The sequence below is a fragment of the Rhodoligotrophos sp. CJ14 genome, assembly GCF_038811545.1.
Taxonomy (GTDB): Bacteria; Pseudomonadota; Alphaproteobacteria; order Rhizobiales; family Im1; genus Rhodoligotrophos; species Rhodoligotrophos ferricapiens.
In genome coordinates, this window is the sequence record NZ_CP133319.1 from 376,184 (window position 1) to 392,031 (window position 15,848).

11 protein-coding genes are annotated in these 15,848 nt (G+C 62.2%); 5 read left to right on the forward strand and 6 right to left on the reverse strand.

Features of this window, described 5'->3' with window-relative positions; translation table 11 throughout:
* Positions 1-901: 901 nt before the first annotated feature.
* Complete coding sequence (locus RCF49_RS01770) at positions 902-1,696, reverse strand: hypothetical protein (protein WP_342642330.1); 795 nt, start codon at positions 1,694-1,696, stop codon at positions 902-904.
* A gap of 80 nt (positions 1,697-1,776) precedes the next feature.
* Here RCF49_RS01770 and RCF49_RS01775 point away from each other — a divergent pair, with 80 nt between their 5' ends.
* Entirely contained in the window at positions 1,777-2,541 is a 765-nt protein-coding gene (locus RCF49_RS01775) for an NAD kinase (protein ID WP_342642331.1), read from the forward strand.
* 249 nt (positions 2,542-2,790) lie between these two features.
* On the opposite strand, the gene RCF49_RS01780 is transcribed toward RCF49_RS01775, so the two are convergent.
* The 5 genes from RCF49_RS01780 to RCF49_RS01800 all read right to left on the reverse strand — a co-directional run bounded on the left by RCF49_RS01780 (position 2,791) and on the right by RCF49_RS01800 (position 6,312).
* On the reverse strand, positions 2,791-3,393 hold the full coding sequence (locus tag RCF49_RS01780) for a TspO/MBR family protein (RefSeq protein WP_342642332.1): 603 nt from the start codon (positions 3,391-3,393) through the stop codon (positions 2,791-2,793).
* Positions 3,394-3,417: 24 nt separating this feature from the next.
* Positions 3,418-4,560, reverse strand: coding sequence for a mitochondrial fission ELM1 family protein (locus tag RCF49_RS01785; protein WP_342642333.1), 1,143 nt, complete (start codon positions 4,558-4,560; stop codon positions 3,418-3,420).
* 80 nt (positions 4,561-4,640) lie between these two features.
* Complete coding sequence (locus tag RCF49_RS01790) at positions 4,641-5,354, reverse strand: hypothetical protein (protein ID WP_342642334.1); 714 nt, start codon at positions 5,352-5,354, stop codon at positions 4,641-4,643.
* Positions 5,355-5,509: 155 nt separating this feature from the next.
* On the reverse strand, positions 5,510-5,830 hold the full coding sequence (locus RCF49_RS01795; protein ID WP_342642335.1) for a 2Fe-2S iron-sulfur cluster-binding protein: 321 nt from the start codon (positions 5,828-5,830) through the stop codon (positions 5,510-5,512).
* A 140-nt stretch (positions 5,831-5,970) separates the two neighbouring features.
* On the reverse strand, positions 5,971-6,312 hold the full coding sequence (locus RCF49_RS01800; RefSeq protein WP_342642336.1) for an Hpt domain-containing protein: 342 nt from the start codon (positions 6,310-6,312) through the stop codon (positions 5,971-5,973).
* Positions 6,313-6,919: 607 nt separating this feature from the next.
* Here RCF49_RS01800 and RCF49_RS01805 point away from each other — a divergent pair.
* The 4 genes from RCF49_RS01805 to RCF49_RS01820 all read left to right on the forward strand — a co-directional run bounded on the left by RCF49_RS01805 (position 6,920) and on the right by RCF49_RS01820 (position 15,821).
* Positions 6,920-12,703, forward strand: coding sequence for a hypothetical protein (locus RCF49_RS01805; protein ID WP_342642337.1), 5,784 nt, complete (start codon positions 6,920-6,922; stop codon positions 12,701-12,703).
* Positions 12,704-12,851: 148 nt separating this feature from the next.
* Positions 12,852-13,862, forward strand: a complete 1,011-nt coding sequence (gene dgcN, locus RCF49_RS01810) for an N-acetyltransferase DgcN (RefSeq protein WP_342642338.1) — start codon at positions 12,852-12,854, stop codon at positions 13,860-13,862.
* Positions 13,863-13,881: 19 nt separating this feature from the next.
* Complete coding sequence (dgcA, locus tag RCF49_RS01815; RefSeq protein WP_342642339.1) at positions 13,882-14,865, forward strand: N-acetyl-D-Glu racemase DgcA; 984 nt, start codon at positions 13,882-13,884, stop codon at positions 14,863-14,865.
* Between the two features lie 110 nt (positions 14,866-14,975).
* Entirely contained in the window at positions 14,976-15,821 is an 846-nt protein-coding gene (locus RCF49_RS01820) for a hypothetical protein (RefSeq protein WP_342642340.1), read from the forward strand.
* The last annotated feature ends 27 nt before the right edge of the window (positions 15,822-15,848 follow it).

The following is a 15,848-nucleotide window of genomic DNA, read 5'->3' on the forward strand; positions in this document are numbered from 1 at the left end:
GGCCTGGCGATATGGCCACTGCCGGCTGAAGTGCCAGTTGAGCTTGTCGACCACGGCGAGTCCATCGGCGTTGTATGTCCTGGAGTGCTCGCAGGCGTCTCGATCGTCGGGCTCATGGTTCCGCCATGCGATGACGCGGTCGTACCCAAGGCAAGAGGCAGGGAGGTTGGCCTTTCGACCACCGGTCCGCTCGCGTGCGTTATGGCTGCCGGGCTGGTGGATGTGCTGGGGCCACCGCTTAGATGGTGCGGCTGGTCATTATGAACCTCGGTGATGATCGGCCGACTCGCGATGGTCTGCAAATCCGCCGTGGGAATGCGCAGGCCGTTGGCCAGCGCTGACGCACCACTTGCGCCAACAGGGGACATGGCATGCGCGGAGACAGGAGTGGCCGGAGTGATCGTAATCGCTGGAACGGCTGCGTGACTGCCCTCGAGTGCGGGGGCCGGATGGGACGAGATATCGGACCGTGTCCAGTAAGTCCCGTAGGAGTTAATAAACGGCCCTTTCGGCACCTCGGCGGAGCCGATCCATTTGGGGGCGATCGTCTCCCTAGGCATATGGGGCGCGCTTGACGGAAGATGAGTGGTCGGATTGTAGTTGTGTGGGGAATTCGGAACTTTTGTAATGGGCATATGGATATTATCCTCGGACGCGAACTGCCAAAATTTGGCATACTCTTTTAAATTGCTAACCAATCAATAACACGTAGAACGTGTATCTTCAATATCTCTATTCCCAGGCTTACGGGTTTTTAATCAGCGCTCAGCGGAATACGCGATGATTGCGGCGGGCTGATCTGAGAAGACGTGTCGGCGAAAGCAGTCCTGAGCAGCAGGAGTGCAGTCGGTCTGACGTTTTCTCAATTTGAGCTTTGGGCATCCCGCAGAACGCCAAAGACCTATCGGGCGATAGGAGGCTCAACGAAGATCGGGTCTGCAGCCGCAGCGGAAGAACCGGGCGGGGCATCCTCGATGGTCGCGATGCCGGGTTGAGGTCTCACCCCCGATTGTTTTGCCAGGCTGAGGCTGAGAGCCTCATAGGTCCGCCCGGCCCCATCCTGCCGACGCAGCACGCTGCCCAGACGCCGGTCACCGCGGTTGAGCACCAGGATCCAAAGGCTCGTGCCACCGGGAACAAGCCGCCCGCTATTGTCCTGTGACCGGCTCACCATGGTGACATAGAGTGTTCTGCCCTTGAGCTCGCAATGGGCAAAGCTCTCCCCCGCCTGGTCGGAAATGGTAACGAATCCCGACAGCACCTCGCGCCCGCCGAGATGGGCAAGCTGCCCACTGACGGCGAATTGGTCGGTTTGCCCCCGGCAGACCAGCGCGTGACGCATGGTGCCGGAGGTTTCGTTCCAGTCGAGATCGAGGTTGCAATCAACCCGTTGCGGTTGCTTGGCGCGCCCGGTCCGCAAGCTTCCAAATCCGCTCCAGCGCCCGGTCAGGCTGTTGAGGACCTGGCGGTCGATTTCCTTCGCGAATCCAGCATTTGCAAGGCCGCTTGCCAGCATGATCGCAAGGATCGCGGCGATCAGCGGGAGAGTGCGGCCTCTGCCCGCCCGCAGCGTCCCTATTCGCACATGCCGGTTTGGCTCGTCCGAGGACAGCAGCCCCCCTCCAGCTTGCCGATGGCCAAGTCTTCGGACCTCCCGGCCGCCGGCGCTGGCCCAGCCAGATTGTTCATTTTGCATGTTGTGCTCGTGAGGACGCTGTCGCCTTTCGGCCTAGCCTGTGGCAATAAACCCGCTCCGGATCGAGAGGGCAAGAACCTATGTCGATGAAGGTAGCCTTTGTTGCTGCGCCAACCGATTCTGCACGACGGGCGCGACGCAGGTTGGAGCGTCGCTATGGTGCAAGCACGCCGGAAGAGGCCGACGTGATCGTTGCCCTCGGCGGCGACGGCCTCATGCTCCAGACGCTGCACAAATTCGTCCACGACAACAAGGCGATCTACGGCATGAACAGGGGCTCGGTGGGCTTTCTCACCAATGCCTTTGTCGAAGATGACCTTTTCGACCGGATTGCGAAGGCGGAGCGCACAGAGATCAGACCTCTTCGCATGCGGGCGCAAACACGGGACGGCGCCGCCCATGAGGCGCTGGCCTTCAATGATGTCTATCTTCTGCGCCAGACTTTCCAGACCGCCAAGTTGCGCGTTTCTGTCGATGACATCGTGAGAATGAACGAGCTGATCTGCGATGGCGTGCTGGTGGCAACGCCGGCCGGCAGCACCGCTTACAACCTTTCGGCGCACGGGCCGATCCTGCCAATCAACTCGCCTCTCTTGGCATTGACCCCCATCAGCGCCTTTCGCCCGCGGCGCTGGCGTGGGGCCATCCTGCCGAAGGAAGCGCGCGTCCGAATCGAGGTGATCGAGCCGGAGAAACGCCCGGTGAGCGCGGTTGCCGACCATACGGAGTTCCGCGATGTCGATCAGGTCGATGTGGAACAGGACACCGAGCTCAGTGTCACCATGCTCTTTGATCCCGGCCACAATCTTGCCGACCGCGTTCTCGCCGAGCAGTTTTCCTACTGAGCCATTCGAGCGAGCAGCACCGGTCTGCCAAGAAACGCAAGAAGCAATGCTCAGAGCGGTCTCGATGGTCTCGGAGCAAGAGATCGCTCCGGCTTGCCGGTTTGAGCAATTTTGAGCGTTCGGCTTAGGAAAGTCTTAAGCAGCAGAAGTCTATGTTGGCACCGTGAGTTGCGTAACTGGCCGGCCGCTTCGGCCAAGGCGTAGGGCGTGTCGAAGGGAACTTCGGCACGCTTTTTTGCGAGCGCGGGATTAGTTCAACCACCAGACCGCGATATTCAGCGCGAAATCGTAACAGATCCAGACAAGATGCGGCCAAAGCAGGACAGAGGCCCATTTATTGATGCGATAGAAGATGAATGCGGTGGCGAGGACCGCAATCAATAGCAGGATCAGGACGAGAAGGCCCAAGCCCAAGCTTTGCGCGCCGAAAAACGCAGCCGGCCAAGCCAGATTGAGCACGAGCTGCACACCGAAGGTGAAGAGTGCAGGAAATTTCAAGCTGCGCGCCGCCGGCGTCTTCCAAACGAGCCAGAGCGACACGGCCATCATCGCATAGAGCATGATCTGGATGGGCCAGAACAGCCAGCTTGGCAGCGCGAAGGCCGGCTTGACCAGGCCCTCATACCAGGGCGAGAGGTTTGAAATGATGAAGGCGCTGCCGATGGCGGCAACCGCAAAGCACAGCACGAAGGCAACGATCAGAGCGGTATAGGATTCCTGACCCTCTATGCGCGGATGCTGCTGGCTTCCGCCAGCTGCGCTGCCCTGACCCCAAGTGCTTGCGCTCCCGCCCGGGGGCTGCGCCGTCCCATTGGCGGATGGTGTCGTGTCATGACCGGCGGTATCACTCATGGCCGCGCTCCTTTTCGCCGGAAGCTACACGAAGGGCGAGTTCCCTCCCAGCTCTTTCCGCGCACCTTCCGCAGCGAATAATGCGCGGACCCGCCTGAGCGTCTCCGCCATGGGATCCGGCAGCCTTTTCAGGTTGCGCGGTTGACGCTCACCCACCCGCATCGCATGGCCGGATGCCACCAGCTGATTAACGAAAGCCTCAACATCCCGATCGGGGGAATAGAGGCCGTGCGCCATCAATAGCCCCTTGAAGCCATGTGGACGCCTGCCGTCGCGCCGCCTCTTCATCCAGCCGTCGCGAGGAACCGGAAAGATCTCGGTGGGCTTGCCGCTTCTGCACGCCTCAGTGACCATCGAGACACTCTCGCCCGTAACGATGAAGCGGTCGGCAAGGGCAAGGAAGGCCTTGTAAGGGTTCTCGCGATCCTTGTCCCAGATATGAATATAGGCCGGCGCGGTTACGCCGTTGCTGAGCACCGCGGCGTGGGCCGGATCGGTTCGCGGCGAGGTTGTCACCAACAGCGAACCGCCCAGCGCCCTTGCGCGTATCGAAGCCGTCTGCGCCAACAGTGAGATGGCCGTCCGGTCCAGCCGATAGGGGCGGCGGCTGCCGCCGATCAGCACGGCGATCCACGGCCGTGGCAGGCTGGACAGCCTCTCGCTCCAGAGATTGAGCGTCTGCGTCGGCACCTCCGCCGGATCGTCAGTGAGCGGAACCAAATTATGCAGGACATTGGGCGCGCGTGGCAGGCCATATTGCGGCGTGGTCACCACCAGATCGAACCAGGCCAACGGCGCGCGCGGCCGTCCCAGATGGACAAGACGCGTCTTGCCCCCTGCCTTGCGGCGGATCCAGAGCGCGGCCGGTACCGAGCGGCGCCCGACCGCGATTACGAGATCGGGCCAGGGCGGCCGCAGCTCTTCCCGTGCCTCTGGGGTCAAGTTCCACAACTGGCTGCGGGAAACAACGTTAGGAACTCGGTATAACCCATTGAAACTGAGTTTTTTTACCTCAAAGCCCCATCCCAGCCGCTGGGCGAGCGTCACCGCCTGTGCCGTATCGCCCAGATGAGCACCCGCCAGAACCCAGACTCGTGGGGTATCGGGTTCCTGATCATTCGCTGAAATCAGGGTTGCCCCCTCTCGTTGCCTATCATGCGAGGACATGATGTATCGCCAATGGCCGCGCGCCGACAGCCTCAACATGGGATTCGAGATGAAGTGCGCCGCCCATTGGACCCGTAGGTTCAGTCGAGTTGGGGCTTCCTATCCTCGAAAGTGAAGATGTGGTGACCGAGCCCCTGAGCCGCAGCGCTTGTGCCTTGATCGAGGAGTGGTTGAAGCGGCGAAGCGCTGTTGATGATGCTGACCGCATCCGATTTGGTCGTGCTGACCACGTGCGGCGCTTGCGAAAGCGCGGCCGCTTCCGCCCATCGCGCAGGGAATCCCGCAACATCCACTATGTCTTGAGGAGGGACCTGGTCGGCCGCGATCACATCCTCCGCAACCCCACCGGCGCGCGACCCGTTCGGGTGGGGAATGGACCCGGGTGCCGGCACCGCTTCGGCCGGAACGATGTTGGCCTTGCCAACATCCTGCTCTGGCGCCTTTTCCAGCTCCGGGAAGAGCCTCTGTTGCAACGCTGTGGATCGCAAGGGCTTAGCCCTGGGGCGGACAGGATTGGGGATGATCTGGAGATCTGTCGGCGAAAGCGCTTGCTCCTCCGCCTTCGTGCTCAGCTTTTCAATGGTCGAGTTCTCCGGGGGAAAACTGCCGAGCACATAATTCGATGCGCCACTGGGAAACAAAGCAGCGGGCTCCACCTTCTCGGCACTCACTGCAGCCTGCGCAGTCCAACTCGGCATACTGGCCCGAACGCATCCCTGAAGAACGATACCACTCACCACGATACCAAACACGGACAAACCCAGCATCCGCCACTGGCGGTGTGGTCTGCTCATGATCAGCCTCCCGAGCCGAATTTTGTAAACCAACCTGCGGCAAGGCTTTCGATTCTTCAATACCTAAAGTTGTAGTCTCGCGAAATACAGGGTTGTGGCCGCGCCGACACGAGCTTGAGCATGGCGACCGGCGTAAGACGCTTGGCTCTTTCCGACTAGAACTGCTTTTCGGGAATCCGCACGACCAGCCCGTCATGCGCGTCGGTGATTTTGATCTGACAGGAAAGGCGGCTGTTCTCATGCACGTCGAAGGCGAAGTCCAGCATGTCCTCCTCCATTTCGTTGCGCTCGCCGACCTTCTCGAACCACTCGGGGTCGACATAGACATGGCAGGTGGCACAAGCGCATGCACCGCCACAATCCGCGTCGATCCCAGGCACCATGTTCCGCACGGCGGTTTCCATGAGCGTCATACCGGGCTCGGCCTCAACAGTATGCGTAGTCCCGTTGGATTCAATGAAAGTGATCTTGGGCATTGCTCTAGTACAAGACGATGAGTGAGAGGTCGGGCACGAAGTCTTTTGGGCCCTGCATCGGGGCACGTCCCTAGCATGAACTTGCATGCATCCGATAGTCTGATGTGGAATAAAGCAGGTGATCTGCAAGGGCGCGCCGATCAGCGCTTTGCCGCACCCTCACTGTCAGCGCATGTCGCGGCGATCACCGCGGTCGTGTCAGCGATATGCGAGGCAAGTTCGCGTAAGAGGTCCTGCACGCCCGGAGCGGTCGGGCCCGCCATCTCGGCCCGCCTTGAGATTTCGGCGAGATCCCAGGCCCCGACCGCCAACGCGGACCCTTTGAGCTTATGGGCAACCATGCGCCACTCCTCCCCCGAGCATGTGCTCTTGAGCGTGGAAAGCGCCGAACGTGCGGTCTCGACGAACAGCCCCAGCACTTCAGCTTCCAAGTGTCTGTCGCCGGCGGTATATTGCTGCAGGTGATTGAAATCGATCGTCAAAGCTCATCATTCCATATAAGACAGCCAGCCGATCAGGCAGCCTGAGGGCCGCCAGGGCAAACAGCAATCGGTAGCGTTGAACTTATTGCCAAATGGTTAATGCCACAACGCGGTGACAGCGGCAACCGCCGGCAGTGATCTTGTCCGGCAACTGCTTTTCCCATTGCAACGTATTGAAATACAAGCATATTAACCATGAATGTAATCTGATGCAGGGCTTGTTAACCACGGGTTTGTCCGTTTCAGTTATTCAGGTATTGTATGCGACCGCACCTGAGGGACGAGCGGAGGCCACACTTGGGCGTCTGATCCTTTGTGTGTGGCGGCCATGAGACACCGGTCACATCTGCGACCGGCGGGGAGTTGAGCCCGTGCGGCGGGTTGGGCAATATCATGGTGCCACGCACAGTGGTTTTGGGATGACGCCAGCGCAAGATATAGTCGTACAGTTGGTGTCTACGCTGTTCATCGATTTCTCTAGGTGCAAGTATGTTTGTTGCGCCTGAGTCCTGGCATGTGGCTCAGCGGTTAGTGAAGTGCGTTGCGGAGAGGCGGAGTAATGACCAGCAACCCCATCGACCCACGCAGAAGGTCGCAGAGACGTCTTATGAGGCGATCCGCAAGCGAAACTGATAGGTCGCGCACCATTCCCGCTGACGACATCGTTCCAGAAGTGGAGCGCCGTCGCGGGGGTGCTCCGCTGTCGGGACGTCCTGCCAATGAGAACGAGCCCACCACGGCTGCCCTCATTGGAAGCCTGAAGCGCAAACCTTCGAGCATGCCCTTCTGGGGTGCTGCGGTGATCTCCGTCTTGTGGGCGGCGATCGCAGTGACCTCCCTGATCGGATATTTTGGGTCGGAACCTGGCCGGAATTTGGCGGCCTCCGCCCCCACCCTGCCCGCCGCCATTCTGGCCATCGTCGCCGGCCTGCCGATCCTCCTGATCTGGAGCATCGCCTATATGATGCGGCGTGCCCAGCACATGCGGCAGGTTTCCGAGACCCTGGTCCATACCGCCATCCGCCTCGTGCGTCCGCAGGACGTGGCTAGCGAAGAGCTGTCGACCGTCACCGAGACAGTGCGCCGGGAAGTGTCGAACCTCCTGAGCAGCGTCGAGCAGGCGATCCAGCGCGCGAGCGAGCTTGAAACCCTCGTCCACAAGGAGATTTCAGCCCTAGAGCGCGCCTTCGGCGGCAATGAGGAGCGTATCAGGAACCTGGTCTCGGGCCTTGAAACCCAGCGCACAGCCCTCGAGGAAGCGGTTTATGTGCTGAGCGCCGAAGCCGGCCCGCTGCTCACCCGCTTTGAGAACAGCTCGGGCTCGCTCCGCAACATCGTGGATCAAGCCAGTGCAACGCTTCACTCCTTGGAGCATGGCCTCAAGGCCTCGACGCAAGAGCTTGCAGAGACGATCGAAACCATCGCGTCCAAGACCGGGAATGCCGGCCAAGAGATCACCGCGCAGACCGAGCGCCTGGAGCAGCTCGCCGGCAAGGTGATCGACGACATCCGCGGCTTCTCCGGCGAGCTCGAGACGCAAGTCGCCACCCTGTCCAGGACCGCCGAGGACCTGTCGGGCACCAATCTCCAGATCTCGACAGAGATGGAGCGGATGACCCAGCAGTTTTCAGGCCAGGTCCAGGAGAGCGCCCAGAACGTCATCCAGGCGATTCGCTTGGCAACGTCGGGGCTGGACGACGCCAACCAGGGCTTCGTCAACCACCTCACCAGCACGGCCGATGCGATCCACAGCCAGTTCAGAGACTCGAGCGAAGGCTATCTGCAGCTGATCCGGTCGACGAGCGCGGATCTGACCAACGCGCATATGGACGCGACCAACAACCTCGATCACATCAGCAGCCGCTTCAAGGATGAGCTGCGCGACTCCGCCGGTGAGATCGTGGAACTGCTGCAAACCACAAGTTCCGACGTCACCTATCAGATCCGCGAATCGTCCCACGAGGTGGCTCAGCAGCTGCAACGTTCGGGGACCGAGCTTGCGGGTCAGATCGACATGTCTGGCAACGCGGTCACCGAGCGGCTCCTTCATGTCAGCACGGGCTTTATCGAGAACCTCTCGCGCGCCCGTTCCGAGCTGTTCGATTATCTTGAGCGCTTCGGCACGGAGATGACCGAACGCCTCGAGCAGACCTCGGTCGCCTTTATCGAGCGCTGCGAATCCAGCAATGCGCGCATGGCCGAGCAGCTCAAGAGCACCTCAGCGGAGGTTGCTTCGGGTCTCGACCTGTCGGCGGAGAACATCATCGCCCGCTTCGACTCCCGGGCCGGCGAGGTCGTTCACACCCTCAACGAGACCGGGGACCATCTGTTCGTCCGCCTTGACGATACGGTAAGGAGCCTTGGAACGAAGCTGGATGACGCGAGCGAGCTGTTCGAGCGGGTGACGAATGACGTCTCCTCGCGCATCGACGAGACCGGCACACGTTTCGCAACCGATGTCGAGGATGTCAGCAAGCGCGTCCTTTCGCGCATCGAGGAAGCCACCACCAGCCTCACCTACAGCCTTGACGGAACCAGCGAGCGCCTGGTTGGCCATATCGACAATGCCGCCACACGGGCGAGCACGACAGTGGGCAGCGTCGGTGACCGCGTCATCGAGCATTTCGATGCGAGCACCGAGAGCTTCCGCAGCACCTTTGAGGACGCCAGCGGCCGCCTCTCCAGTCAGCTGGACAGCGCGACCCGCGATATCAGCCGGATCGTCCAGGGTGCCGGCGATCGCTTCTCGACGCGCGTCGATGAAGTCATCCAGCTGGTCGACACGAATCTCGGCAGTGCCGCCGAGCGCGTCGCGGGCGAACTTGATCGCTCGGCCCGCGAAGTTGCCGGCAATCTCGAAGCGGCGAGTGTCACGCTCGTATCGCAGGTGGGTGATGTCGCAGGCTCGATCGGTGAGCGGCTCGACGAGACCGGGGCCCGGGTTGCCCAGCAGCTCAATGACATGGTCGGCGCGATCTCCGGCACACTTGAGAACACGAGCGACCGCGCTGTCTCGCAGATCGCGACCCTCACCGGTTCGGTGACCGAGGGTCTGCACGCGACGGGCGAACGCATCGTCGGCGAGATCGGCGACATGGTCGCGTCCGTCAATCAGTCGCTGGAGGGCACGAGCGATCGCGTCATCGGGCGCGTCAGCTCGCTCGCCAATACGGTCAATCGCAATATCGAATTGGCGAGCCAGAGGACGATCGCCCAAGTCGAGGAGACGGCCGGTGCATTGCGCACCGAGCTTGAGACTTCCTCCAGCCGCGTGGCCGACGAGCTCGGCAGCCTGGTCGGCGTTCTGACCGGCAACTTGACCTCCACCAGCGATCAGGTGGTCGGCGAGATCCATGGGGCCGTCGACACCGTTGGCACCAGGCTTGACGGCGCGCGCAACAGCGTCGTCGCCAGCATTGGCGCCATGGTCGGCCAGATCGGCGACGGCCTGCAATCCACGAGCACGCAAGTCATCCGCGAAATCGGCGAGATCGCGGGCAGTGTCAGCCGCGAGCTCTCCTCGACCGGCGATCAGGTCATCACCAATCTCGGCGACATCGCAGGCCTCGTGCGCAGCGATCTTGCAGCAACCGGTGATCGCGTGGTTGGCGATGTCGGCGATGCTCTCGATTCCGTCAATCAGGCGATCGTCACCACCAGTGACCAGCTCGTGGGCCGCGTTGGCATCCTGGTTGGCACCGTGCATCGCGATCTCGAAACCACCCGCGAGCGGCTGGTGGCCCAGCTCAACGACACCGCCGGTGGCATCAGCCGGTCGGTGAACCAGACTGGCGAGACGATCATCGGCAAGCTTGGCGATGCAGTGACGACGCTCACCTTCACCTTGAATGCCACCAAGACCGAGGCCGTCGGCAATATCGAGAGCTTGGTGCAGTCGCTGGCCTCCACAATCGGCAGCACCAGCGAGCGCGTGAGCGCAGATGTTGACGGGCTGGCGGGCAGCTTCACCACCACGGTCGAATCCCTGCGCCAGCGTGTTCTCGGGGAGATCGAGGAGGCGGTCACCGGGCTCAATCAGAACCTGGATTCGACCGGCGGCAAACTGGTGAGCCAGATCCATCTGGCCACGGGCAACTTCAACCGCACCATTCTCTCCACCAACGAAGAGGTCTTTGCGAATATGGACCAGGCCGCCGGCTCGGTCCGCGAGAGCATTGCAAAGATCGGCACCGAGGTTGTGGATCGGTTCAACCTGACCTCCTCAGAGGTCACGCGCCGCCTGGAAGAGTCGACGGACCGCTTCGACCAGGCCGCAGCGAGCGCAACCGAAAAGCTGCAATCGGCAAGCACTATCTTCAACGACGTGGTGGAGAAGGCCAGCAGCCGAATCTTCGACGACGTGGACCGGGTGGTCGATCAGGTGGCCGATCGCGTCGGAATCGTTGGCAGCAGCATTGCCGAGCGCTTCGAGCGCGCGACCAGCGATGTCTCACATCATCTCGACCGGGCAACCGTCACGCTCGAGACCACCGGTTCGGAAACGGCCCTACGGCTCGAGGATGCCGGTGCGAAATTCGCCAAGCACCTCACCACGGCGAACGAGTATTTCACCGCGCAGCTCAACGAGAGCGCATCCGATCTCGATGCGCGCCTCGAACGGATCAGCCAGAGCGTCACGGGCGGGCTGCACAAGGTGGTGGAGGACATCCTCACCTCTCTCGCAACCCAAGGGACCGACATCACCGCGCGGATCCAGGGCACGAGCACGAAGATCACCACCGATCTCCAGCTCATCACCAGCGCGCTGCATGACCAGCTCGACACCACGAGCACGGCGGTCATGGAGGAATTCGGCTCGATCGGCGGCAGACTGTCGAACGAGCTCAGCGGGCTGACCTCTCGCCTCACCGAGGAGGTCGGCGCGCTCACCTCCTCCACCACCGAAAACCTGTCGCGGACCGTCGAGCAGCTGACCCAGCGGATCGAAGAGATGGGTCGGGACATCCGCACCCAGCTCGACGAGCGCAGCCGGACTGTCGTCGAGCAATTCGCGGAGACCGGAGAAAAGGTTACCGGACAGGTTGGCGATACCAGCGAAACTGTTGTCGCACGCCTGGGCCAGATGACCACCCTGCTCCAGGATACGATGCAGACCTTCCAGTCGGAGGTCGATCGCATCGTGGACAGCCGCGAGGAAACCTTCAGCGCCGTGCTCGACCGTCTCGGCAAGAAGGCCGAGGAGCTCGACAACGTCATGCGCAGCTTCACCGGTCTGGTCGAAGACTCCTTGCTGCTTGTCGAGCGCCGGGCCCGCGAGGTCGGCGCGCAGCTCGAGGGCCAGACGAGCCACACCGCACGCAGCTTCGATCAGGAGCTCAAGCGGCTCGAGACGCAGGCTGAGCAGCAGATCGGCGCTGCCGCAGCCAAGCTGCAGGCCCAATGTGACCGGGCGCTGGCGGCCATGGGTGAGATCCTCTCCAGCACGACCGGCCAGTTCAATCAGACGGCTCAGGAGATGCGCTCGACCGCCCAGCTCGTGGCAAAGGAGATCGACGCGACCCGAAGTGAGATGCGGCGAGCGATCCTCGAATTGCCCGATGAGACCCGCAGCAATGCGGATGCCATGCGCCAGGTGATCACGGATCAGCTGGCAGCCCTCACGGCCCTTGCCGAGGTGGTGAAGCGGCATGGTAAGGCGCTCGATCTCTCAGCCCCTGGCAACACTGTCATAGACAAGCCGGAGGCAACTGCACGCCTGGGAAAATCTGAGGGCGCCGCGTCCGCAGCCCCCCAAGCACGGACGTCAGGCGCCCTGAAACCCGCAGTGACTCTCCAACCGAGCAGGAACCTCTTTCTGGATGTCAACAACCGCGCCCTCCCGGTGCGGGTCGATGAGCCAGGCGTGATCACGGCCCCGGAACCGGCGGTCATCACGGCCAAGGCCTCGCCGGTGATCACGCCCAATCTGCCCGCGTTCGACCAGCCGGTTGACCTGACCGAGCCGGAGACACGCGAGGCTTCGGTCGTGCCTGGGGATGATCCGGCCGAGATCCCGCTGGAACTCTTGCCCGACCGTGCACAGCAGATCTTCGGCCGTCTCTATGACATCTCCGTCGATCTCACCCGAGCGCTGGACGAGATGCCGCCGGCCGACATTTGGCGTCGCTACAAGAGCGGTGAGCGGGATGCCTTCATGCGGCGCCTCTGGGCGCTCGAGAGCGACGAGCTGCGCGCCAACATTGCCGAACGCTATCAGCATGAGGCAGCCTTCCAGGCGGATGTGCGCAGCTACATGTCGGAATTCGAGAGCCTGTTGGATGCGGTCTCCAGCACCCGCAACGGCGATGATCTGGTGGATGCCTGCCTGGCCACGGAAGCCGGCAAGATCTACCTGATGCTCGGCAAATCCTCAGGCCGCATCAAAGCCTAGCGGACAAGACCGGCGGGTCCGCCCAGCCGGTTTTCCGCCTGCGACGACATAAACGCCTGTCCGCCCTTGCGGACGGGCGTTTTTCGGTGTTTGAGAGACTGTCCGTCGCATTGCAATCCGAATAACGGCGGGATCTCAGGAGACGATTATGGAAATTGCCAAGCCCTATCTGATGTTCTTGGGCGATGTTCACGATCAGCTGGCGGCAAAGACGGCGCAAGGTGTGGTGGACTGGCGGCGGGAATGGTGCATCGGCCAGCTGCGGCTGCCCGGCTGCAAGGCAGATTGTGGGTTGAAGGACACGACCATCGCCGAGGCGGTTGCCGCCGGGGCCAAGACCATGGTCGTCGGCGTGGTGAATGCCGGGGGTGTGCTGCCGGATCACTGGATTTCGGTGATCGTTCAGGCGCTTGAGAGCGGCCTTGATGTCGCAACCGGACTACACAAACGTCTAAGGTCGGTTCCTGAGATCGCCGCAGCCGCCGAGAAATATGGCCGCAAGCTGCACGACGTCCGCTTCTCCGACCAGACCTTCGCCACCGGCAAGGGCACCAAGCGGCCCGGACTGCGCCTGCTGACCGTCGGCACCGACTGCTCCGTGGGCAAGAAATACACCACCCTTGCGCTCGAGAAAGAGATGCGCGCCCGTGGCATCGATGCGGATTTCCGCGCCACTGGTCAGACGGGTGTCCTCATTTCCGGTCGCGGCGTCGCCATCGATGCGGTCGTTGCCGACTTCATCTCGGGTGCGGCTGAGTGGATCTCGCCTGCCGCTGCGGAGAACCATTGGGATCTGATCGAGGGTCAGGGTTCGCTCTTCCACCCCTCCTTCGCGGGCGTCAGCCTCGGCCTCCTGCATGGCTCCCAGCCCGATGCCTTCGTGGTCTGCCATGAGCCGACCCGCAAGACCATGCGCGGTGTGCAGCATCCCTTGCCCACCATCGGCCAAGTGATCGAGCGCAACATCATCGAGGGGCAGCTCACCAATCCGAACATCCGCTGTGTCGGCATTGCCGTGAACACCCAGGCGCTGGGTGACGCCGAGGCGAAAGCCTATCTCGGTGAGCTCGAGCGCGAATATTCACTCCCTGCGACCGACCCGATCCGCTACGGTGTAGGCTCGCTCGTGGACAATGTCCTCAAGCAGTTCCCACGCTGATTGTGAAAGCATCCACGCCATGCGCAGCCTAAAGATTGCTCACGAGAGTTGGCCGATCGCCGGGTCTTTCACCATCTCACGTGGTTCAAAGACCTCGGCCGAGGTGGTCGTTGTCACCCTCGAGGAGGGTGGCGTCGTCGGGCGGGGCGAATGCGTGCCCTATGCCCATTACGGCGAGACCATCGACTCAGTCACTGCGGCGATCGAAGGGCTACGCCGGGATATCGAGGATGGACTGGATCGGGAAGCCCTCCGCACCAGCATGCCGGCGGGTGCCGCGCGCAATGCCATCGACTGCGCCCTCTGGGACTTGTTGGCAAAGCGCTCCGGCAAGCCGGTCTGGCTTATGGCCGGCTTGGTCGAGTTCAAGCCGCTGATCACCGCTTACACCCTGAGCCTGGCAAGCCCTGAGGTCATGGGCGAGCAGGCCGCGCGCTATGCCGACCGGCCCCTGCTCAAGCTCAAGCTGGGCAGTGGCGAGGAGGACATTGCCCGGCTTCAGGCGGTTCGCCGCTCAGCGCCAAATGTGAGGCTGATCGTCGACGCGAATGAGGGATGGACGCCGGCCCAGCTGCCAGGCTTGTTCCGGGCCTGCGCGGATCTTGGTGTCGAACTGATCGAGCAGCCGCTCCCGGCCGCCGATGATTCCGCCCTCGCCGATGTCGAGCGGCCGGTCGCCGTTTGCGCCGATGAGGCCGTCCATGATCTCCAGACTTTGGACGGGCTGATCGGCAAATATGACGCGATCAATATCAAGCTCGACAAAACGGGCGGCCTGACCGAAGCGCTGCTCTTGGCCGATGCGGCAGCAGATAAGGGCTTGAGGATCATGGTGGGCTGCATGCTCGCCACCTCCCTTGCCATGGCGCCGGCGATGATCGTTGCCCAGGAGGCAAGCGTGGTCGATCTCGACGGACCCCTGCTGCTTGCGCGCGATCGTGTGCCGGGCATCACATTCGAAGGCAGCCTGATGTATCCGCCGCCGCCTGAGCTTTGGGGGTGAGGCAGCGCAACTCTTCCTAAACATTTGCCGGCAATACTCGCACCTTAAGAGCCGCTGTGGTCCTTCTCAGCGGATATGTGGCCGTGGGCGCGTTTGGGGCGGGTCAGAGTATGAATGATGGCCGGAGATTGACGCCGGTTCGGGAGGAAGACTACGAGCTGATCGAACAGGCCGTCATGGAAACGGCGCGCGGCCGCTGGTTTCTTGCGGAATATGCCAGGCGTAACCGTGCCGCCGATACCCGCGTTCTGCTTGATGCGATCAAGCGTCTGGAGCGGGTGGTCAGCGCCCAGACGGTCGAGTTCGTCCCCACCCTCGAGAGCTCGCAAGCCGTTGGCAAGGTTCGCGAGCTGATGCAGGAAGCGGTGGCGGATGTGACCGCCATGCTTGCAAGCACAGGCCACGACACTGATTCGGGCGAAGCTCGGCGCGACCCAACTCAGGTGCTCGAATCACGCCTGCGTCGGCAGAGCACGATTCTGGACGAGCTTATCCTCAATCTCCGGAGCGCCCACAACGCCATTGCGGTCGAGCAGACTGCCTCCGAGCCCCGCCGCCGCCTTGCCCAGGCCATAGACAAGCTCGCGGAGCTGTCGAAGACCCATTACAGCGTAAGCCAGGCGATCCGCCGCGGTATCAGCTTTTTCCGGACGCTCGAGCAGGCTTTGGGTGAAGCAGCGCCCAAACCCGAACCGGAATCAGCCCCGCACTCCGACCAATCAACCGAATTGCCGTCAACGCCGAGCGCGGCGATGCCTCCACTTGGTGAAGCCGAGGCCGGTGATGCGCGAGCCCGTGCAACCGAACCACCCACGACCAGTGCCACCAGCGAAACCGAAGCCAAGCAGAGCCGGATCGTCATCGTCCGCAAGCCAAGCTCGGCTCTAAGCCCCCTCCCCGATTTCAGCGAGGATGAGGAGGCAAACGAGGATCCGACGCGCCAGAGTGCTCAATGATATCGCCTTGGATGCTCGGCTCAAGGC